The organism is Cryobacterium zhongshanensis (genome assembly GCF_022760445.1).
Taxonomy (GTDB): Bacteria; Actinomycetota; Actinomycetes; order Actinomycetales; family Microbacteriaceae; genus Cryobacterium; species Cryobacterium algoricola.
This window is the reverse complement of record NZ_JALGAR010000002.1, coordinates 499,097-517,317: the sequence shown is the minus strand read 5'-3', so window position 1 is coordinate 517,317 and position 18,221 is coordinate 499,097. Positions and strand designations below refer to the sequence as shown.

At 65.6% G+C, this 18,221-nt stretch carries 24 protein-coding genes and 1 tRNA gene; 9 read left to right on the top strand and 16 right to left on the bottom strand.

Annotated elements, in window-relative coordinates; genetic code table 11:
• Positions 1 to 11: 11 nt before the first annotated feature.
• The gene (locus MQH31_RS10835) at positions 12 to 506 is read left to right on the top strand and encodes a 2'-5' RNA ligase family protein (protein ID WP_243012048.1); all 495 of its coding nucleotides are present in this window, start codon (positions 12 to 14) and stop codon (positions 504 to 506) included.
• On the opposite strand, the gene MQH31_RS10830 is transcribed toward MQH31_RS10835, so the two are convergent.
• Positions 503 to 1,918: an MDR family MFS transporter gene (locus MQH31_RS10830; RefSeq protein WP_243012047.1), complete on the bottom strand. Its 1,416-nt coding sequence runs from the start codon at positions 1,916 to 1,918 to the stop codon at positions 503 to 505. The two genes, MQH31_RS10835 and MQH31_RS10830, sit on opposite strands and share 4 nt — an antisense overlap.
• A 74-nt stretch (positions 1,919 to 1,992) precedes the next feature.
• Here MQH31_RS10830 and MQH31_RS10825 point away from each other — a divergent pair, with 74 nt between their 5' ends.
• Positions 1,993 to 2,625, top strand: coding sequence for a TetR/AcrR family transcriptional regulator (locus tag MQH31_RS10825; RefSeq protein WP_243012046.1), 633 nt, complete (start codon positions 1,993 to 1,995; stop codon positions 2,623 to 2,625).
• Between the two features lies 1 nt (position 2,626).
• On the opposite strand, the gene MQH31_RS10820 is transcribed toward MQH31_RS10825, so the two are convergent.
• The 4 genes from MQH31_RS10820 to MQH31_RS10805 form a co-directional block, all read right to left on the bottom strand.
• Positions 2,627 to 3,439 (bottom strand): alpha/beta fold hydrolase, encoded by an 813-nt coding sequence (locus MQH31_RS10820; RefSeq protein ID WP_243012045.1) that lies wholly within the window; start codon positions 3,437 to 3,439, stop codon positions 2,627 to 2,629.
• 82 nt (positions 3,440 to 3,521) lie between these two features.
• Positions 3,522 to 3,743, bottom strand: a complete 222-nt coding sequence (locus MQH31_RS10815) for a hypothetical protein (protein WP_243012044.1) — start codon at positions 3,741 to 3,743, stop codon at positions 3,522 to 3,524.
• Positions 3,744 to 3,814: 71 nt separating this feature from the next.
• Positions 3,815 to 4,075, bottom strand: coding sequence for a hypothetical protein (locus MQH31_RS10810; protein WP_243012043.1), 261 nt, complete (start codon positions 4,073 to 4,075; stop codon positions 3,815 to 3,817).
• A gap of 278 nt (positions 4,076 to 4,353) precedes the next feature.
• Entirely contained in the window at positions 4,354 to 5,337 is a 984-nt protein-coding gene (locus MQH31_RS10805; protein WP_243012042.1) for an oxidoreductase, read from the bottom strand.
• Positions 5,338 to 5,386: 49 nt separating this feature from the next.
• Between MQH31_RS10805 and MQH31_RS10800 the strand changes: the two genes are divergently transcribed.
• Genes MQH31_RS10800 through MQH31_RS10790 form a run of 3 tightly spaced genes read left to right on the top strand, consistent with a single transcriptional unit; the run spans position 5,387 to position 7,148 of the window.
• Positions 5,387 to 5,785 carry a MerR family transcriptional regulator gene (locus tag MQH31_RS10800; RefSeq protein ID WP_243012041.1) on the top strand — a complete coding sequence of 133 codons (399 nt, stop codon included), beginning with the start codon at positions 5,387 to 5,389 and terminating at the stop codon, positions 5,783 to 5,785.
• Between the two features lie 50 nt (positions 5,786 to 5,835).
• A complete protein-coding gene (locus MQH31_RS10795; RefSeq protein WP_134535266.1) occupies positions 5,836 to 6,183 on the top strand; it encodes a GntR family transcriptional regulator in 348 nt (115 codons plus the stop codon).
• A 2-nt stretch (positions 6,184 to 6,185) separates the two neighbouring features.
• The gene (locus MQH31_RS10790) at positions 6,186 to 7,148 is read left to right on the top strand and encodes a hypothetical protein (protein WP_243012040.1); all 963 of its coding nucleotides are present in this window, start codon (positions 6,186 to 6,188) and stop codon (positions 7,146 to 7,148) included.
• 72 nt (positions 7,149 to 7,220) lie between these two features.
• On the opposite strand, the gene MQH31_RS10785 is transcribed toward MQH31_RS10790, so the two are convergent.
• On the bottom strand, positions 7,221 to 7,478 hold the full coding sequence (locus tag MQH31_RS10785) for a hypothetical protein (RefSeq protein ID WP_134535268.1): 258 nt from the start codon (positions 7,476 to 7,478) through the stop codon (positions 7,221 to 7,223).
• A 122-nt stretch (positions 7,479 to 7,600) separates the two neighbouring features.
• On the opposite strand from MQH31_RS10785, the gene MQH31_RS10780 reads away from it, so the two are divergent.
• Positions 7,601 to 8,287, top strand: a complete 687-nt coding sequence (locus MQH31_RS10780) for a hypothetical protein (RefSeq protein ID WP_134535269.1) — start codon at positions 7,601 to 7,603, stop codon at positions 8,285 to 8,287.
• 21 nt (positions 8,288 to 8,308) lie between these two features.
• Positions 8,309 to 8,815 (top strand): DUF6278 family protein, encoded by a 507-nt coding sequence (locus MQH31_RS10775; protein ID WP_243012039.1) that lies wholly within the window; start codon positions 8,309 to 8,311, stop codon positions 8,813 to 8,815.
• A gap of 86 nt (positions 8,816 to 8,901) precedes the next feature.
• On the opposite strand, the gene MQH31_RS10770 is transcribed toward MQH31_RS10775, so the two are convergent.
• From MQH31_RS10770 to MQH31_RS10745, 6 genes are all read right to left on the bottom strand, one after another.
• Positions 8,902 to 9,192: a hypothetical protein gene (locus tag MQH31_RS10770; RefSeq protein ID WP_243012038.1), complete on the bottom strand. Its 291-nt coding sequence runs from the start codon at positions 9,190 to 9,192 to the stop codon at positions 8,902 to 8,904.
• 386 nt (positions 9,193 to 9,578) lie between these two features.
• The gene (locus MQH31_RS10765) at positions 9,579 to 9,845 is read right to left on the bottom strand and encodes a type II toxin-antitoxin system RelE family toxin (RefSeq protein ID WP_243012037.1); all 267 of its coding nucleotides are present in this window, start codon (positions 9,843 to 9,845) and stop codon (positions 9,579 to 9,581) included.
• Positions 9,842 to 10,063, bottom strand: coding sequence for a type II toxin-antitoxin system RelB family antitoxin (gene relB / locus MQH31_RS10760; RefSeq protein WP_134535271.1), 222 nt, complete (start codon positions 10,061 to 10,063; stop codon positions 9,842 to 9,844). The genes MQH31_RS10765 and relB overlap by 4 nt, the downstream gene beginning before the upstream one ends.
• 141 nt (positions 10,064 to 10,204) lie before the next feature.
• The gene (locus MQH31_RS10755; protein ID WP_243012036.1) at positions 10,205 to 11,023 is read right to left on the bottom strand and encodes a hypothetical protein; all 819 of its coding nucleotides are present in this window, start codon (positions 11,021 to 11,023) and stop codon (positions 10,205 to 10,207) included.
• The gene (locus MQH31_RS10750) at positions 11,020 to 11,382 is read right to left on the bottom strand and encodes a PadR family transcriptional regulator (RefSeq protein WP_243012035.1); all 363 of its coding nucleotides are present in this window, start codon (positions 11,380 to 11,382) and stop codon (positions 11,020 to 11,022) included. Before MQH31_RS10750 ends, MQH31_RS10755 begins: the two co-directional genes overlap by 4 nt.
• A 599-nt stretch (positions 11,383 to 11,981) precedes the next feature.
• The gene (locus MQH31_RS10745) at positions 11,982 to 12,275 is read right to left on the bottom strand and encodes a hypothetical protein (protein WP_243012034.1); all 294 of its coding nucleotides are present in this window, start codon (positions 12,273 to 12,275) and stop codon (positions 11,982 to 11,984) included.
• Between the two features lie 97 nt (positions 12,276 to 12,372).
• Here MQH31_RS10745 and MQH31_RS10740 point away from each other — a divergent pair, with 97 nt between their 5' ends.
• On the top strand, positions 12,373 to 12,834 hold the full coding sequence (locus MQH31_RS10740; RefSeq protein WP_243012033.1) for a DUF6278 family protein: 462 nt from the start codon (positions 12,373 to 12,375) through the stop codon (positions 12,832 to 12,834).
• A 318-nt stretch (positions 12,835 to 13,152) separates the two neighbouring features.
• Here the strand turns inward: MQH31_RS10740 and MQH31_RS10735 are convergent, their stop codons facing one another.
• A complete protein-coding gene (locus MQH31_RS10735) occupies positions 13,153 to 13,845 on the bottom strand; it encodes a hypothetical protein (RefSeq protein WP_243012032.1) in 693 nt (230 codons plus the stop codon).
• Between the two features lie 683 nt (positions 13,846 to 14,528).
• Here MQH31_RS10735 and MQH31_RS10730 point away from each other — a divergent pair.
• Positions 14,529 to 15,686: a site-specific integrase gene (locus MQH31_RS10730; protein ID WP_243012031.1), complete on the top strand. Its 1,158-nt coding sequence runs from the start codon at positions 14,529 to 14,531 to the stop codon at positions 15,684 to 15,686.
• Positions 15,687 to 15,701: 15 nt separating this feature from the next.
• Here the strand turns inward: MQH31_RS10730 and MQH31_RS10725 are convergent.
• From MQH31_RS10725 to MQH31_RS10715, 3 genes are all read right to left on the bottom strand, one after another.
• Positions 15,702 to 15,777, bottom strand: a tRNA-Thr gene (locus MQH31_RS10725).
• A gap of 52 nt (positions 15,778 to 15,829) precedes the next feature.
• Positions 15,830 to 16,468 carry a TetR/AcrR family transcriptional regulator gene (locus MQH31_RS10720; protein ID WP_134535280.1) on the bottom strand — a complete coding sequence of 213 codons (639 nt, stop codon included), beginning with the start codon at positions 16,466 to 16,468 and terminating at the stop codon, positions 15,830 to 15,832.
• Between the two features lie 75 nt (positions 16,469 to 16,543).
• Positions 16,544 to 18,124: an alpha/beta hydrolase gene (locus tag MQH31_RS10715; protein WP_243012030.1), complete on the bottom strand. Its 1,581-nt coding sequence runs from the start codon at positions 18,122 to 18,124 to the stop codon at positions 16,544 to 16,546.
• Positions 18,125 to 18,221 lie beyond the last annotated feature (97 nt).

The window sequence follows — 18,221 nt, the reverse complement described above, 5'->3', positions numbered from 1 at the left end:
GTGATGCAGTGATGCCCCGGCTCGTCGTGGTCCTCCCGCTGGCGCCGCTGAACGTCGGCGACACCTTCCTGGTGCGCGACTGGCCCCTGCACGTGACGGTGCTGGCGCCGTTCCTGACGGATGCCGCGCCCGGCGCCATCGCGGAGGCTCTCGCGGCCGCGGCATCCGCTCTGCCCGCGCTGAGCCTGGTCGCCGGCGGCGCCGAACGGTTCGGGCGCCGCCACGACATTCCCGTGACCGTGCTCGAGCCGCACCCCGGACTGACCGCGCTGCATGACCTCGTGGTCGCCGCGGTGCGCCCGTTCGCAGCCGCCCCGGACGAGGCGGCGTTCACCGGGACCGAATTCCGGGCGCACGTCACCGACAAGCACCCCGCGCGCGTGGCGACCGGCGGGACCCTCGAGCTCGGCCAGCTCGCGCTCGTCGACATGGCGCCCCGGGCCGACCCGGCCGGCCGTGCCGTTCTTGCAACGATCCCGCTGCGCCCGCGCCCGCCCCGCCCCTAGCCTCGGCGATGCGCCGCCCGGGGAACCGGAAGCAGCAGTGAGATCGCGGCCGCGAACCCGGCGAAGCCGATCGTCCACCAGAACGCCGCCGCGAACCCCCCAGCGAGGCCACCAGGGGCCGAGACCACGGCACCCTGGAGCACGACAGCGACGATGGCCACCCCGAACGAGCCGCCGAGTTGCTGGCTGATCCGGGTGATCATCGACGCGTGTGGCATCGCCTCCCGGTCGAGGTCCACGTAGGCGACGGTCATCGTCGGGATCAACACCGCGCCGAGGCCCAGGCCGCGCACCAGTAACACGGCCGCGAGCCACCACTGGTCGGTGTCTGCGCCGGCGAAAGCGAACGGAACCGTCGAGAGCCCCACGACGAGGAAGCCGACCACGGCGATCCAGCGCGCCCCGAACCGGTCGGTGAGCGACCCGGCGATGGTGCGCGACAGGAGCGAGCCGACGCCCTGCGGAATCAGCAGGAACGCCGCCCCGAGCACGTCGAAGCCGCGCAGGCTCTGCCAGTAAAGCGGAAGGAGCAGCATCGCCCCGTACATGCAGGCGCCCGTCACGAAGAGGATCACGGACGCGACGCCCACGGGCCGAGTGGCAAGCAGGTGGATGTCGATGAGCGCCGCGTCGCCCCGGCGCCACGCCCAGACGATGAAGCCGACGAGCAGTGCCACGCCGAGCAGCACCGGCGGGTACACGTCGGTCCGTCCGAAACCGCCATCTCCGTGCACATTCGAGAGACCGAGCAGGATTCCCACGAGCGCGGGCGTCAGGAGGACGAATCCGACGACATCCAGCCGCGGACGCGCCACGCCCCGGCCCGGGCGGTCGTCGGGAAGGGCTCGCCACGCGAGGATGAGGCCGACCGCGACGATCGGCACGTTCACCAGGAACAGCCAGCGCCAGTTCAGCCAGTTCAGGATGAAACCGCCGAGCACCGGGCCGAGGATGGGTCCGACCGCGATTGGCAGGCTCACCGTTGCCGCGATCTTGCCGAGGGCCTTCCCGGCGGATGCCTGCATCGCGAGGGTCTGCATCAGCGGGAAGATCATCCCGGCGCCGAACCCCTGCACGACCCGGAACCCGATCAGGCTCGGCGCGTCCCAGGCGAGCGAGCAGAGGATGGAACCGAGCACAAAGATGACCAGGGCGAGCATCCAGAGTCGCTTGCCGCCGAACCGCGCCTGTGCCCAACCGACGAGCGGGATCGCGACGGCGAGCGCCAGCAGATACCCGGTGCTCACCCACTGGATGACGGCGACCGTCGTGTTCAACTCGCTCGCGAGGGTGTGGATAGCGATCGTGACAATGGTTGTGTCGAGCACCGCGGCGACCCCGCCGGTGATCAACGCGGTCAGGGCCCGCTTCGTCTGCGGGTCGAGGACGTCCGGGTCCGTGGCTTGTGTCATCGTGGCCTTCTCCAACCGATATAAGAAACTGTCTCGTTTCCTCAGAGCATAGGCCGGTTGGATAAGATACTCAAATGGATCCTGTAATCGAGCGCGTTCCGGCGTCGCGGCGTCGCGGCGCCGAACTGGAGTCCGCAATCCTCGACGCAGCGTGGGAACAGCTGCTCGCGGCGGGTTACGGCGCGCTCACCTTCGAGGCCGTCGCCGAGCGCGCCCACACGAGCAAACCGGTGCTCTATCGGCGCTGGTCCACCCGTGAGGAGCTCTTCCTCGCGGTCCTGCGGCACCGCGGGGCGGCGGATGCCATCCCCCTTCCCGACACCGGATCCCTCCGCGGCGACGTGATGGCCCTGCTCTCGGCAGCGAGCGAACGCCGCACGGGCATGGCGGCACTCTTGAGCGCCCGCCTGTCGGCCTACTACCAGGAGGGCACGCTCACCCCGGCCGACCTGCGCCGCGAGTTCATCGGCGACCGGCAACTCTCCATGGTCACGATCCTCGAGCGGGCCCGGGCACGGGGCGAACTCCGACCCGGGCCGATCAGCGAGCGGGTGGCCGGGGTCCCGTTCGACCTGTTCCGGAACGAGGCCATGATGACCCTGACCGCCGTGCCGGCCGAGGTGATCCGCGAGATCGTCGACGACGTCTTCCTCCCACTGGTCGCGGCGCCGGTCACCCGGGCGAGTGCGGCGGACGTCACGCCGTAAGTCATGCCGCTGGCGGCCCGTCCAGCGGATGCGCCGCGAAGAACCTGAGGACGGCATCCGTCGCCCACTCACTCTCGAGGAAGTACCCGTGCCGCAGCCCGGGCAGCTCCCCGAATGCGGCATTCGGAATATGTTCGGCGAGGCGTTCGCCGTTCGCGGGCGGCGTGACCTCATCGGCATCGCCGTGGAGGACGAGCGTCGGCGCGGCGATCCTCGGCAGGTGGTCCCAGGCATCGTGCGCGGTGCTCGCGTCGAACAACAAGCGTCGGATGTGGATCGAGGTCGGGCGCACGAACATGGCGGCGACGAGTTCCGGGTGAGACGTGATGAAGGCATCCGTGAAGAACAGCGGGCCCATCGAGAGCGCGTCGCCTCTGGCCATGCCCTGGGCGACGGGAGCCGACCTGGTCAGGCCGCGGGCGTCGCCGCCGCTCGTCGCTCCGAGCACGAGGGCGCCGAGGCGATCGGCGTGGTTGATCGCGAACCACTGTGCGACCCGACCGCCCATCGAGTGGCCGTACACGTGCGCCCTGTCGATGCCGGCGGCGTCGAGCACCGCGACGATGTCCTCGGCGAGCGCCGCGGTCGTGAAGCGCGCGTCGCTGCCGGGCTCACTGCCGCCGACCCCGCGGGTGTCGAAGGTGATCACCCGGTGCCGGGCGCCGAACGCCGGAAGCAACGGAGACCACGACTGGCTCGAGACGCCCTGCCCGGCGATCAGCACGACGGGATCGCCGGGTGCGTCGTCGGGTGCGTTTGCGCCGGTCGACGACCAGGCGATGCGGGCGCCGTCGGGCGCGGGGGCGTACTCCATGGCTGCCTTCCGAGCGGGGCGTGGGACTCCCCATCGTAACGAGCGGTGCCGCACGGCCCTGCGCCGGCGGGCGCCGCCGGGCTCAGCCGATGAAGGTGCTCGTCGTCACCTCGAACTCCTCGACACCCACGATCGTCAGGTGCTGCTCTGCGATCGTGTCCGCGCGGATGGTGTCAGAGGCCTCCCGGCTCCCCGCGAGGGAGTCCTCCGAGTCCCAGAGCGTGATGGCCAGGGCCGTGTTATTCTCCGTGCCTTTCAGGAAATACATCCCGCGGCAACCGGGATTCGCCAGCACCCGCAGCATGGTGGCATTCTCATTTGCGTGAAGGTCAGTGTCGGGGCTAGTCGTGAACGTGCTGATTCGGGCATACATCGTCAGGACTCCACCATCATCACGACGGTTTCCGGTCGGACGCCGTCGAACTGCATGGCCTCCGCCGCGACTTCGGATGCCATCACCCTCTGGAAGACGTCCATGTCGTGCACGTCGGCGATCAGCCCGACCCTGTGGTCGTCGGTCGGGTCGATGAAGGTCTGGACGGTGATGCCCAGCGGCCCGAAGATCTCTTCCCGCCTGGGTGAGTTGAGCCAGTGCTCGACGTCATCGACTTCGTGGAAGATCAACACCGTTGTCATGATTGCCTCTCTCGGTTCCGACGCTGGGACAGGAGGGTGATCGGCTCGTTCGCGCGCGAATCAGCGATCGCGGCGACCGTACCGCCGCTTGCGCCCGAGCGATAGGGACCGCAGCACCCGTGCCTCCGGACGTGGCCGACCGATTCGGCACCCCCGTCGACGACCTCACCTATTTGAACGATGCGCAATCGATGGGCACGGACAAGCAAACCGCGCCGGCAGGAAATCGACTCAACCTGCTCCTCGCCGAGCGCTCAAGCGGGCATACCCACCAAGCGTCAGTCGGCGAACGGGTCCAGCCCGGTCGCCTGGACCGAGAGTGCGAACAGGCGCTCGGCGGCGTCCGCGTCAATGGCCCATTCTTTGACCCCGCCGGCGATCGCGTCGGTGTGGTCGGGCGAGACGATGCCCTTGATGGAGCAGTCCTCGCAATACACCCCTCCACGGTCGACCAGTTCGGGGGCGGTCGCGGCCCACAGCGCGGTCGCGGCACCCTGGGCGGCGGTCTTGAACAACGGGTTCGGGTCGCCGTTCTCGTCGATCCACTTCCGCCGGAGCAACTCCTCACGCGGCATGTGCCGCTGCAGGTCCGTCATGATGCCACCGGGATTCACGGAAAACGCGTGGATGTCGTGGGCGGCGGAGCGCGCATCGAGCGCAACAGCGAACAGCGCGTCCGCCGTCTTGGACTGGCCGTACGCAATCCACGGGTCGTACGGTGTGTGCTCGAAGTTGATGTCGTCGAACAGCACCGGGGAGAGGTAATGGGCCGTCGAGGAGTACGCCACGACGCGGGCACCCGGGCGCAGCTGGCCAGCCACCCCTGCGACGAGAGCGAAATGCCCCAGGTGGTTGATGCCGAACTGAGACTCCCATCCCTGCGGCGTGCGCGACAGCGGCGAGGCCATCACCCCGGCGGCGTTGATCATGATGTCGATCGGAGTGCCCGCGTTGCGCACTGCGGCGGCGAAGGCCGCGACCGAGTCGAGATCGCCGAGATCCATCTGACGGACGGTGACGCCGGGCACCTCCACGAGTGCAGCCGTGGCGGCGTCCGGGCGGCGGGCCGGCACCGTGACGGCGACCCCCGCGGCGGCGAGCGCCTTGACGGTCTCGAGTCCGAGGCCGGAGTAGCCGCCGGTGACGATGGCGGTCTTCCCCCCGAGGTCGTGGCCGGCGAGGACTTCGGCGGCGGTGGTGCGGTAGCCGAACTCGGTGGCCAGCGGCTGCTGGCGGGCGGTGATGTCGTGCGTTGCAGTCATACCCGCCATGCTAAGTTCTAGAGTTCACTCTAGGTCAAGGACGGATCTCATGACGGCAGAGGCGACCATCGCCGAACGCACCTACACGATCGGCGAACTTGCCGCCATTTCCGGCCTGAGCGTTCATGCGCTGCGCTGGTACGAGGCGCAAGGCTTGTTCCCCCGCGACATCCCACGCACCCCCGGCGGTCAGCGGATCTTCGGCGACGAGGCCGTGCGCTGGTTGGCGCTGCTGAACCGGCTGCGCGATTCGGCCATGCCCGTGGCTGACATGGCCAGGTACTCTCAACTCGTTCGCGCCGGCGAGGGCAACGAGGCAGACCGGATCGCGTTGATGGAATCGCACGCCCGTTCTCTCGATGCCCAGATCGAGGAACTCATCGCCAGCCGCGAGGTCATCCGGGACAAGATCACCTTCTACCGTCAGGCAGTGGCAAGCCGGACATGACTGCCCGTTCGAACCCCGCATTGGCGGATTGTTCTACTAGTATTTAGAACATGTTGTTTCGAGTGGATGCTGCATCCACGGTCTCGCTGGCGGAGCAGATCGCCGTCCAAGTGCGTCTGGCGGTGCTCAACGATGAACTCAAGGCCGGGGAGCGTCTTCCGCCGGCCCGCGAGTTGGCCGCTGCGTTGAGGGTCAACATGCACACCGTGCTCCGCGCATACGGCGTGCTCCGCGATGAACGAATCATCGAGATGCGTCAGGGCCGTGGAGCCTGGGTCCGCCAGGACGTCGAACCCGGTTTCGTGCGATTGACCGAACTCGCCGGGCAGTTCCTGACCGAAGCACGGAAACTGGGACTGTCACAGCCCGAGATCCGCCGACTGATCGAAGGAGCCTGACCATGACTTCACGCAGTTCCGGACGCGCACGCGCTCGTGACATCCTCGCGGCGGCCACTGTCTGGATCCCCCTCGCCGTGGTGGTCACGACCTGGCTCGTCTGGCGGGCAGAGCTTCCGGCTGACCTGCCCCGGCAGTGGGGCAATGATGGCGTCAGTTCGACGTGGCCGACGGGGGTCGCGATTGCGCTCTTTTCCGTTGTCTGCCTGGGTTCGGCCGTCCTGGCGACCTTGGCGTTGCGGGAGGGCGCGGCCCCCACTCGCCGCAAGACGTTCCTGTGGAGCGGCTTCGCGGCTGGGCTGGCAACCGGGGCGTGGCTGATGACCGCCGGCTCAACGATCACCGCCGGTCCCGGCGCCGAACCGCGGGTCGGTGCGTGGCCACTGCTTCTCATGGCGTTGTTCGGGTACGGCCTCATTCCTTTTCTTCTCGCGCACCGGTGGGTGGCTGCAGAACCCGAAGAGCGTCCGGTCGAGGTCGTGCTAGCTCCGACAGAGACCGGCGCCTGGATCACAACTGTCACGGTTCCGTTGTTCGCGATCGCGAGCCTGGCCTCGTTCGCCGCCGCCGCGACGCTGCTCATCGTGACGGGAAGAGACGGCGGATCTGGGGCGGATGCCTTCGGCGGCGTCGTTCTTCTGGTTCTCGGCGTCCTTCTGCTTGGGTTCGCTCGACTTCGGATCAGCGTGGACTGGCGCGGCCTGAAAGTCGTGACCTGGTTCCTGGGCATCGCACTGAAGACAATCCCACTCACGGAGATCGAGTCCGTACACACCGACACTCTGGAACCCCTGCAGTGGGGAGGCTGGGGCTACCGATTCATGCCCGGGCGGTCAGCGATCATCCTCCGCACCGGACCAGGGGTCGTCGTCACTCTCACCAACGGAAAGCAGTTCGCAGTCTCCCTCAATTCGCCTGAGATACCCGCAGCACTTCTCTCCACCCTCAGCACATCCACGCGATAGTCCCCGACCGGTATCGCCACATCCCGGCCCAGCCAAGCTGAACACCGATCACCAGCGGGCCGAGCCATATCGTCAGCCAGTATGCGTCGTTGCGATGACCGTGATCACAACCACCGCGATCGTGAACACGGCGACAATCAGCCAGCCTTGCCACGTGCGCGGACCCCAGCCCCCACCCAGTTTCTTCGGACCAAACCACGGTTCGTGTTCCGCCACTGCGTCCCCCTCGAGTTCGAATATCGCGACTCCTGCTCGGCGCGGTGCAATCTTGTCAGTCATCGCCGAAATGCGCCAGAGCAACACAATAGTTGATGTGGTCAGGCGTTCCATCCTCTATGATCTGCACACGGGGGTGTGCGATGCGCGGAATCGCGGCAACATGCGGGTTAATATCGGTGCTGGTGCTTCTTACGGGCTGCTCGAGCGGTGGAGCTGTCGGCACACCAGCCCCAATGCCGCCTGCATCCACGGATTCACCGGCGACCCGACCAAACGTTCCAGGGACGATCCCGACCGGGACCATCGGAACGGGCACTCTGACCTCCGACAACGGCACCACCGGCCGTGTGAGCTTCGGCTTCGACGGAACCGTGCTCACGCTCCACGTCGATGACCTCATCTCGCCGGCAGCCGCGACGGTCGACGCGGTGACCGCGACCCAGCCTCTACCGGCGAACCAGACCTGCGACGACAGCGGCTTCCGCATGGACTTCGGGCAGTTCACGAGCGGAAGCGGCGCCTCCGATTGGGGTGACCTCAGCATTCTCAGCGGAGATCCCAGCGGAATCGACCAGGTCATCCTGGTCACACCCTCCGCCCAACCCGACACGAAGGACCCGGACTGCCGTCAGACCGTCCTCGCGCGCGCCGACATCCGCTGGACCTTCGAACCGGTCCGCGGCTACCTCAACCCCGTGGACTCCGGTGAGACGCCCGGCGCCCGGGGCACGGTCGACGTCATCGACGGCACGCCCGCGGGCTACACCCCCGCAACGAATGAATATCGCGCGGACGTGGCCGCCCGATTCGGAATCACCGTCGACGACCTCACCTACTTGAACGATGCCCAGTTGATGGGTACGGACAAGCAAACCGCGCCGACAGGAAAACGGCTCAACCTGCTCGTCGCAGACCGCTAGGCACCGACTCGTGGAGAGACAATGTCCTCACCGCTCGAACCCAACCGAAACATCGGACGCCTGACAATGGCCCAAGACCCACGTGCGAAAGAACCGATCCAACGGCATCCCCCGGGGATCAGCCGCAATAGCGCGCCCTATACGCTCGGAGGGCCGCGGCTCGAGGACATCTCCATCAGGAACATTGGAGGCTACGACGACCTGACCACAGGCGGGGCCGCCGCGGGCGCGAAGTTCAGCCGTGACGCCAACGGACTGAGAACCCTGGACAACTTCATTGATGCATCGCCTCAGCATTCCCGAGACCTCGCAGCCGAGATCGCTATGTTCTACGGCGATGTCCTCACCCACACAATCGCTGGATCCCATTGGATAGTCATCGACGCCTCCCACCCGGAGGTTCGGATCGCACCCGGCAACAGCATTGACGTTGTACGTGTGGCCATGTCGCGATTGGAATCCAATGCGTGGAGCCTGCTCGATCACTACGATCATGCCCGAGCGCTCGCGGCCGGCAGCGACGGCTGACCGTGCCCAGGCCAACTGGGACTTACGTCCCGGGCCCAGATCGTGGCCCATGCATATCAGAGCGGGCTGCTGCCCTGGATCGAGGTTCAGAAGTTAGGCACTATGGCTACTCGCACATTGTCAATCTCAAGCGCGGCGGACTTTGAGGAGTCGACACTCCATGGTCTGTGAAACTCGAAGGTGACGGCGTGGAGGTCATCTCGGCAGGGGAACTCCGCCTGATGGGGTTCCAAAGCAATGAAAATAACCTGATCGCTGTCACTGACGATTCGCGTTGGAACAGCGACACACGTTGTTGCAAACACTGCGGAAACCAACAGCACATCCCCGTCGTCGGCCCATTCTGCGTGGTAATTCTCGTCGAGCAGGTCGTCCATCCCCCCGCGGTAGTCGCTCGGTACCCCATCGAACGTACGAATGGCCGCGGACTCTGGGATGGCTGCGCATCCGGTGAGAGCGAGCCCGAACAATGACACAAATGCCGCCAACAGAGCTCTTCGCTTCATGCGCCCAGCTTAGGCGTACGTCTTCCCGGCGAATCGAGAGTGCAGCCTGCATCTGGAGCCGCCTGTCAGAATCGAACTGACGACCTTCTCATTACGAGTGACCTCGGAGCCCTTGATCCTGCGCGGGCAAAATCTGAAACGCCTGATAGATAGGCCATTTAGAGCACAGCTCAATCACCAGAAAACGCCTGATTTGCCCACAGATGTGGGCAAAATGTGGGCAGAGAATGGGGGTTCGGCCAAGCCATTCGATGCCTTCAGTACGCGTCTTTGCGGTGGTCGACGTTCACCGCCAGGACGACCAGAGCATCGTCCAGGATCTGGACGAGCACGCGGTAGTCTCCGACCCGATATCGCCACACTCCGGAGTGGTTCGCCGTCAACCCCTTGCCGCGTTGGCGCGGATCCTCGAGGCTCTCGATGTCCTCGAGGTACGAGAGGACCCGCCGCTGCACAGCGCGGTCCAGCTTCTTGAATTGGCGATCGAACTGCTCGGTGGTCTCAACGTGCCACCGCGCGGTCACAGCTCAGTCTCGGCTTTCAGCGCCGCAAGCGGCCGAGAGCGGCTCCCAGCAGCTTCGAAAGCGCCCAGCGACTCGTCCGCAGCGAACGCGTCCTCCAGGTCGGTCAGGTGCTCGCGGAGAGCGGCCCGGACGTAGAAGCTCTTCGAACGGCCCGTGCGTTGCGACAGCTTCTCGAGACGCTCTTCCTCTTCGGGTGTGAGCCGGATCGAGATCGTCATGACGCCACCCTTCCGATGTAAGACATGTTTACGCATATGGTACGTCGGTCGCTGAATCCCGTCCAGCATTTAGTCCAATGGATCCGCTCTACAGAGTTCGACTGAGGACTTCCATCGCCGAGAGTCGACGTCGACAGTCAGCTACCCCACGTTGATGATCGAGGCCTGCGCGCAGGTTCGGGGACGATCTTGTCTCACTCCCGACGGGTCACCGAACTTCATGGGATTTATGACACTGGTCGTCCACCCCTTGTCCGGATCTGAAATCACGTTGAGATAGAAAGCGCTCGTTGACCACTTCGTGATCATCGACTCGGCCGCGACTTGCCGTTCAGCGTCCTTCTTGGACATTGCGATCAGGTACTCGGATTCCCACGCGCAGAGCCAGGTGAAATGCGCAACGACCGTTCCGGCGCCGGACTCCAGCGTGCCGGAATCGCTGGTTCCCGAATCCAATCCCACAGGGACGCCGTCTGGGTACTCCGCTCCGGCTGGTAACGGATCCGGCATCGCTTTGATAGCGGCCTCGTACTCGAAATAGCCCTCACCCGTCGTAATGCGATCGGGCCCCTCGGGATGCTTGTTCACGACGGACGTGCCGGGATTTGCGGTCACCTGAGAACCTATCAATAGGTGCGATGCCAGCACGCTGAGGATTGCGGCAACGATCACCGCGACGACGATCACAACCGTATTTCGCACCACATGACCGGGCTGCTTCGCCCGCAACGCCTGTCCAGCACCATCGAGCTCCTGCCCCAGGATCTCTGCCGGGGAGCCGAATTGGGCGATCACTGCCGCAGCATCCGCGTTGCTTGATCCGGCCGGAACGGCCTCCCGAAGGTGCTCCGCAACCTCTTCACGAAGAAGCGCCCGACGCGCGCCCGGGATCGGCTCGGCAACCTCATCGAACTGCTGGAGGTACCGAGTCACAAACGGGTGGTCGGATTCGGTCGTCATCGCTGCTCTCTTTCTACGGACTGCTGAGGGACGGTTGCCAGGAGCGTGCCGACGGAGCCAGCAAATCGTTCCCAGTCAGTTCGGAACGTCTCCAACTCCCGGCGACCGGCATCCGTGATCCGGTAATAACGACGTGGCCGCTCGGATTCCGTCACGTCCCAATAGCTAGTGACCAGGCCGGCGTCGTGGAGGCGGTTGAGCAACGGATAGACGGTTCCTTGGCTCGAGAGCAAGTGTCCGACCTCATCCAAGTCGCGGACGAGCTGAAGGCCAAAGCGTGGAGCGGTCGACAACAGAGCCAGAATGCAGGGGCCGACGACTCCCCTGCGGAGCTGGGTACTGGTGGAATTCTCGGCCATGCGGACGACTATACCTTGTGACGCAAGGTAAGTATAAGGTGCAAGTGATTTGGTCAAGCCAGGGCCCTGCGTCGACGCTCAAGCAGGCATTTCCACGCGCTCGCAGATAGTCAGATTGCGGCTGGCCACTCGGCCCGTGCGGCAAGTAGGGTGAAGACATGAGAAGCGGTCGAGGGATTTTCCCCTGGTGGGTGACGCGAACGGTCTTCTTGGCCGGCGTTATGGCACTCGCGTCATTCGCCCTTCGTTGCGTTCTCAGTTCGGCGTCGGGTTTCACCTGGGTGCTGATTCCCGTCGGACTTGCGCTCGTCGCGCTGGCGACTCGCGGACCGTGGGACAGCACTGCCAGTGGTCAAAATCGGTCGGTCCTGGGATTCAGGGCACGTCCCGACGAGAATCGCTAGTCCGTTGTCTGACCGGCCCGAATGCTCCGAGCACGGACCCACGTCGCACTATCGCGCTCACCCGATACCTTCGAGAGGGATGCCGGGCTCGCCTTCGCCCAGCTCCGCACGCGCCGCATGCGACGCCGCTAGGTCCGCGGCGTCGTCAGCCAGAGCGCGCCTAGACACCGCCGGATCCGGAAGCACCACACCGTTTCAGTACTGCTCGACCTCCGCGATTTCGCGTTTGAGTTCTTCACCGCGACGGTACATGCGCAACGGTGTCGAGATGACGTGGCGCGCAGCGATCTCTGAGCATCCAAGGAGACGGCGCACACGGTCCGCGGCATCTTCATCACTCGAAGCCTCGACGACGGCCCGGGCGACCTCCTCGATGCGGTTCCGAGCCGCGAGCAGCGCTCTCAGCCGCTCCAACCGATCAAGCCCCCGCGCGCGCTCCCCTGCGTTCATATGAGCCAGCGTAGCCAACCGGAACAGCACACTGGTCATGTGGTTGCCGAACGCGACGTGCTGCGGGTCTCCATCGGAGGAGAGACAATATCCTCACCATTCGAACCCAACCATTCCAAACATCGGACGCTTGACAATGGCCCAAGACCCACGTGCGAAAGAACCGATACAACGGCTTCCTCTGGGGATCAGCCGCAATCGCGCGCCCTATGCGTTCGGAGGGCCGCGGCTCGAGGACATCGCCATTAGGAATGTTGGCGGCTACGACGACCTGACCGCATGCGGGGCCGCCGCGGACGCGAAGTTCAGCCGTGACGCCAACGGGCTGAGGACCCTGGACGACTTCATTGATGCGTCCCCTCAGCACGCCCGAGACCTCGCAGGCGAGATCGGGATGTTCTACGGCGACGTCCTCACCCATACAATCGCTGGATCCCAGTGGATAGTCATCGACGCCTCCCGCCCGGAGGTTCGGATCGCACCGGGCATCAGCGTTGACGTTGGGCGTGTGGCCCTGTCGCGATTGGAATCCAATGCGCGGAGCCTTATCGATCACTACAACCATGCCCAAGAACTCGCAGCCGGCAGCGACGGCTGAAAGCGCCTGGCTCGCATTCGCACTAGTGGGTTACGTGTACCGTGCCGACGCCGGAAGCCCCATCGTGTTAGCGCACCTCACGCCCCGCGATATGGTGCACTGCGCGAGACTGTCGCCGGGCCGTCTGCTCCGCAGATAGAACGAGAACCAAGCCCACCATGGCCAGGCACACGGCTGCGAAGGCCCCGACCAACACGAGCATCATCATGGTCTGAACCTACTGCAGCATCCGCGCGAAGGGTAGGTGAAGGCGAGCGGTGCTCGGAGAGCCAGTAGCGCCGAGAAATAGCCCCGGTCTCACACTCCCACGACCGCCTCTCACCTCGCGATCTCCGGCACACCTGGGGTGCTTTGGACTGGCGTGACGAGGTCGGACTGAGACCCGATCCAGTGGCCGCGCTTATCGAAAGCGATCGTGGAGACGAGTCGCGGGCGTTCGGTACGGAAGATGAACCTGTCCGCCTCCCGACTCACGACCCGGTAGGCATCCGCGGTGCAGAAATAGACGACCTTCGACATCCCTTCCTGGGTGAGGCGCCTCGCGTGGTTCTCGTGGATCTGTTTGTAGCGCGGCGCGGACTTCGCGGTCAGTTCCACTTCAACTAGTTCCGCCTGGCCGTCGCGCGTCGCGACGCCATCGGCTTGGTGGTCGAACATACCGACCGGCCGACGATCGCGCTGCCAGGCGAAGCCAAGAGCCAGATACCGGGACGATACCGACGCGACCGCGACCTCATGCCGAGTGGTCTGCCGAAACAGGTTCGGCGGCTGTCTCCCGACCGCATCGTGTGTCGCCCAGACGATCGACGCGCTCTGGAATGTCGGCCTTGCCCGATCGACAAGCCCGGCCTCCACCATCCGCATCACCCAGTGCTGAGCCTTCCTTGTACTGATCGGCTCAGCTGAACCGAGCATCGCGCCCAGAGCCCACCGGATCGCATCGACCTCAGCCAGACGCACAATGCCCAGCCAGTCGACCATCGCCAGATCACGCTCCGTCACCTGCACCATGTCGTTCCCCGTCCCTCAGAACTTCAGCCACTGACCGTTTCTTCTTCTTGCCTTTTCTCTTTGTTTTTTCTTTTTCTTTCATTCATATTTCTTTCATCTACCTCTGACTCTTTCCCTGTCCCACCACCTCCCCTTTACTTCCCAACCCCCCACACAAAGCCGTTGAGTGTGGGGGGTTGGGAAGCGAGCGCAGCGAGGGGGTGGCGGTGGGACAGGGAAAGAGTGCCCTCGGGTAGTCGTTTACCTATTCGCTCTAGATGACGGGGCAAACGACCGGGCAGGTGCGTGCGCACTCGCCTCGAGGTCCCTCTAGAGAAGCCCTAGCGCCAATGACCTTCAGCGGCTTTTCGTCGTTCGAGCTTTCCTCGCTGGCCGGGGCATCCGGTGTTCTCGGAGAAGTTATCCACAGGCTCGTCTCGCGCGCGCGTACTGCTCCAGTTATGTTCTTCCTGTTCTTTACTGTTAAAGGGGACGGTGAGCGTCCCCTTGCTGGGTCAGTTTTCGTACCCCTGAAGGGGACGGGGACCGTACCCCTGAGGTGGACGCTGAGCGACCCCCTAGACATCCGCGGACCGGTCCCGGAACTCCGGAAGCCCTCGACTCAGCGTCGGACGTTCCGGCGATACTTCCAGTGTCACGACCTCTCGCAACCTCCCGACCGACGACGAAATCGAGATGGAGCCATGGGCAGCATCCACACGTACACGACGCAAAGCGGCAAGCGCTATCGGGTCCGATATCGGACTCCGGATCGTCGCCAGACGGATAAGCGCGGCTTTCGGACCAAACGCGACGCCGAGCAATTCCTCGCCAGCGTCGAGGTCGCCAAGGGCCGCGGCGAGTGGGTCGATCCGACCCTGTCGCGCGTCTCCGTGGGCGCCTGGTCCACGACGTGGCTCGCGTCCCGTTCCAACCTCAAGCCGACGACGCGCGGCGCCTACGAGTGGATCCTGGCCCGGTACGTGCTGCCCCAGTGGCGTGCCGTGCCGCTCGTCGCCGTCACGCACGTCGACGTTCAGGTCTGGGTCACCGGCCTGAGCGCCACGCTCGCGCCCTCGACCGTGCGGAAGATCCACGTGATCTTCTCCGGGCTGATGAAGTACGCCGTGCAGGACCGCCGCATCCCGCACAACCCGTGCGACAACATCCGCTTGCCGCGGGTGACCGCCGACCCGCGCGGCTACCTCACGCACGAGCAGGTCGCCGAGCTGGCCGAGCTCTGCGGTACCGACGGCACGGTGATCTACCTGCTCGCCTACACTGGCCTGCGCTGGGGCGAGCTGGCCGCCCTCAAGGTCAAGCGGGTGGACCTCCAGCGCCGGCGTCTCGACGTCGCCGAGGCCGTCACCGAGCCCACCGGTGCGATCATCTGGGGCACGCCCAAGAACCACGAGCGCCGCTCGGTGCCGTTCCCGTCGTTCCTCACCGACCTCCTGGCCGCCCAGTGCGCCGGGAAGCGTGCCGACGACCTCGTGTTCACGTCCGCGACAGGCGGGGTGCTGCGTGGCGGCAACTTCCGGAATCGCCGCTTCGACGCCGCGGTCGCGGTGTTGCGCCAGCGCTATCCGGAGTTGCCGAAGATCACGCCACACTCGCTGCGGCACACGGCAGCATCGCTCGCGATCTCGGCGGGAGCGACGGTGCTCTCGGTGCAGCGGATGCTCGGCCACGCCTCGGCGGCGATGACGCTCGACGTGTACAGCGACCTGTTCGACGACGATCTGGATGCCGTTGCGACCGCCCTCGACGACAGGGCGCGTCGTACAGATGTGGGCAAAATGTGGGCACGGGCCGGAGAATCGTCGGAATCTGCGATTTCGTCGGGCTCAGAAACAGCCTAGGACCAGGGATTTATCTGGAGCCGCCTGTCAGAATCGAACTGACGACCTTCTCATTACGAGTGAGATGCTCTACCAACTGAGCTAAGGCGGCGTGACGCCCGAATGCTTCCTTCCGGAAACGCGCGGTGACACAGCAACAAAGCTTAGCTGGTCCGGAGGGTCAACTCGTACAGTCCGGCGAATGAGGCCCGCACCCGATCGGCGAGCGGCAAGGATTCGTCCCCCTCGGCCCAGCAACGCCAGGCGTGCCGCAGGGCGGCGACCGCGACGAGCGTGAGCAACAGGGCGCGCTGGTGCAGCGCGACGGGATCCGCGGCGAGTACCGGATCGTCGGCCGCGAGGCGCCGACTGATGACCTCGTCGAGGTGTCCCTCGAAGTTGCGGAGAGTGGCCATCCGCATCCCGAACAGGTAGGGGTTCTCCTTCATCACCTGACGCCGCAGGTGATGAACCTCCCGGTCATCCTCCGAATTCTGCAGACTCGTCGTGAGCAGCACCGCGAGGTCGGCGAGGATGTCTCCCGCAGGACTGCCGTGTACGAACTCCTCGATCTCGGCCTCGGAGCCGAGGGCGAGATCGTCGCCAGCGAGAGCGGCTTCCTTCGACGGGAAGTAGTTGAAGAAGGTGCGCGGGGACACGTCGGCGATCCGGCTGATGTCTTCGACGGTGACCTTGTCGACCCCGCGCTCGGCCGCGAGTGTGAGCACCGCGAGTTGGATGGCCCGGTGGGTCGCCCGACGTTTCCGCTCACGCAGGCCGGGTTCTTCCGCAACATCCACCATGGTCACATTCTTACACGGTGCGCAAATGTGCACCTCGAGGGCGACGAGCGGATGCCGCGGCGCCGCCCCCGGGCATCAGCACTTCGGGTCCGCGGCCGGCACCGTCCCCTGCAGGAGGTAGGAGTCCACCGCGTTGTTCACACAGGCATTCGACTTGTTGTACGCGGTGTGGCCCTCGCCGGCGTAGGTGACGAGCTGCGCACTGTCGAGCTGCTTCGCCAGGCTCTGCGCCCACACGTACGGGGTCGCCGGGTCATTCGTCGTGCCGACGACGAGGATCGGCGCCGCTCCCGGCGCGTGAATCTCGCCACGGGTGCCGGTGAACTTGTCCGGCCAGTTGGCGCAGCCGGTGTCGCCGTAGGCCATGTACTTGCCGATCACCGGTGCTGCGGCCTCGATGGCGGCGGCGTCGGCGCGCATCACGGCCGGGTCGTCGTTGTAGCTGTAGTCGAGGCAGTTGATCGCGAGGAAGGCCTCCGTCGAGTTGTCCAGATAGCTGCCGTCCGAGTTGCGTCCGTTATACGAGTCGGCGAACTGGAAGGCGAGCTTGGTGTTGCCCTGCATCACGCTCCGGAACATCTCACTGAGGTTCGGCCACGCGGATGCCTGGTACAGCGGGTAGATGATCGCCGTCAGCAGGGTGTTGGCGCCGAGCATCCGGCCGTTGCTCGCGGCGAGCGGGCTCCGATCCACCGAGTCGAGCAGGGCGGAGATCGTGGACATCGCCTGGTCCACGGTGCCCTTGAACGGGCACGTCGACCCGCCGAGGCAATCGGCGAGGTAGGACCGCAGCGCGTTCTCGAAGCCGACGGCCTGCACCCGGGTGACCTCGGCGTTGCTCGTCGAGGGGTCGAGCGCCCCGTCGAGCACGAGTCGGCCGACCTTGTCCGGGAACAGGTTCGCGTAGGTCGCGCCGAGGAAGGTGCCGTAGGAGTAACCCAGGTAGTTGAGCTTCTTGTCGCCGAGCGCGGCCCGCAGCATGTCGAGGTCGCGGGCGGCGCTCACGGTGTCGACGTGAGCGAGCAGGGCTCCGGAGTTCGTGGCGCAGGCCGCCCCGAAGTCGGTCGAGGACTTCTCGACCTCCTGGATCCAGGCGTCGGTGCCGCGGGCTGCCGTGGGGATCGAGTAGAGGTAGTCGTCCATCTGCGCCGGGTCATAGCACTTCACCGCCGACGAGCGCCCGACCCCGCGCGGGTCGAACCCGACGATGTCGAACCCGGCCTGCAACTTCGCATCCGTGGCGTAGTCCAGGGAGGCCTTCACGAAGTCGTACCCGGAGCCGCCGGGCCCGCCGGGGTTCACCAGGAGGGAGCCGACCCGGGTGCCGGTCGCGAGATGCCGCACGAGGGCGAGGTCGACGGTGTCGGTTCCGGGCGCGGTCCAGTCGAGCGGCGCCTTCGCCGTGGTGCACTGCATGCTGTTGCCGCAGTCGGTCCAGGTGAGCACCTGGGTGTAGAACGGGTCGAGGGCGCTGCTGACGGTTTCGCCGGTGGGGGACGACGTCGAGGCGGAGGGCTGCGGCAGGAAGGCCGGCACGCATCCGCTCAACCCCATCGTGACGACGACGGCGGCGGCCAGGATCGCGAAGCGACGGGCGGCCGGGCGGCGCGTCAGTGTACCATTCGACGCCGGGCGCTGGCGGATGCGTGTGGTCAACGGTTCCTCATTACTGGTCTTGTCGGGCAGGTGTGCTCAGGCTCTCACGAGCGCCACGGGTGGGCGGCGTCATCGTCGTGGTCTTCGTGGTCATCGG

Coding starts and splice junctions, on each gene's coding strand:
- MQH31_RS10805 (WP_243012042.1), bottom strand. CDS start 5,337: ATGACTGCAACGCACGACATCACCGCCCGCCAGCAGCCGCTGGCCACC.
- MQH31_RS10810 (WP_243012043.1), bottom strand. CDS start 4,075: ATGACAACGGTGTTGATCTTCCACGAAGTCGATGACGTCGAGCACTGG.
- MQH31_RS10835 (WP_243012048.1), top strand. CDS start 12: ATGCCCCGGCTCGTCGTGGTCCTCCCGCTGGCGCCGCTGAACGTCGGC.
- MQH31_RS10800 (WP_243012041.1), top strand. CDS start 5,387: ATGACGGCAGAGGCGACCATCGCCGAACGCACCTACACGATCGGCGAA.
- MQH31_RS10735 (WP_243012032.1), bottom strand. CDS start 13,845: ATGGTGCAGGTGACGGAGCGTGATCTGGCGATGGTCGACTGGCTGGGC.
- MQH31_RS10830 (WP_243012047.1), bottom strand. CDS start 1,918: ATGACACAAGCCACGGACCCGGACGTCCTCGACCCGCAGACGAAGCGG.
- MQH31_RS10720 (WP_134535280.1), bottom strand. CDS start 16,468: ATGGTGGATGTTGCGGAAGAACCCGGCCTGCGTGAGCGGAAACGTCGG.
- MQH31_RS10825 (WP_243012046.1), top strand. CDS start 1,993: ATGGATCCTGTAATCGAGCGCGTTCCGGCGTCGCGGCGTCGCGGCGCC.
- MQH31_RS10750 (WP_243012035.1), bottom strand. CDS start 11,382: ATGGCCGAGAATTCCACCAGTACCCAGCTCCGCAGGGGAGTCGTCGGC.
- MQH31_RS10755 (WP_243012036.1), bottom strand. CDS start 11,023: ATGACGACCGAATCCGACCACCCGTTTGTGACTCGGTACCTCCAGCAG.
- MQH31_RS10785 (WP_134535268.1), bottom strand. CDS start 7,478: ATGGAACGCCTGACCACATCAACTATTGTGTTGCTCTGGCGCATTTCG.
- relB (WP_134535271.1), bottom strand. CDS start 10,063: ATGACGATCTCGATCCGGCTCACACCCGAAGAGGAAGAGCGTCTCGAG.
- MQH31_RS10815 (WP_243012044.1), bottom strand. CDS start 3,743: ATGCTGCGGGTGCTGGCGAATCCCGGTTGCCGCGGGATGTATTTCCTG.
- MQH31_RS10795 (WP_134535266.1), top strand. CDS start 5,836: ATGTTGTTTCGAGTGGATGCTGCATCCACGGTCTCGCTGGCGGAGCAG.
- MQH31_RS10780 (WP_134535269.1), top strand. CDS start 7,601: ATGCCGCCTGCATCCACGGATTCACCGGCGACCCGACCAAACGTTCCA.
- MQH31_RS10745 (WP_243012034.1), bottom strand. CDS start 12,275: ATGACCAGTGTGCTGTTCCGGTTGGCTACGCTGGCTCATATGAACGCA.
- MQH31_RS10790 (WP_243012040.1), top strand. CDS start 6,186: ATGACTTCACGCAGTTCCGGACGCGCACGCGCTCGTGACATCCTCGCG.
- MQH31_RS10740 (WP_243012033.1), top strand. CDS start 12,373: ATGGCCCAAGACCCACGTGCGAAAGAACCGATACAACGGCTTCCTCTG.
- MQH31_RS10775 (WP_243012039.1), top strand. CDS start 8,309: ATGTCCTCACCGCTCGAACCCAACCGAAACATCGGACGCCTGACAATG.
- MQH31_RS10770 (WP_243012038.1), bottom strand. CDS start 9,192: ATGGACGACCTGCTCGACGAGAATTACCACGCAGAATGGGCCGACGAC.
- MQH31_RS10730 (WP_243012031.1), top strand. CDS start 14,529: ATGGGCAGCATCCACACGTACACGACGCAAAGCGGCAAGCGCTATCGG.
- MQH31_RS10820 (WP_243012045.1), bottom strand. CDS start 3,439: ATGGAGTACGCCCCCGCGCCCGACGGCGCCCGCATCGCCTGGTCGTCG.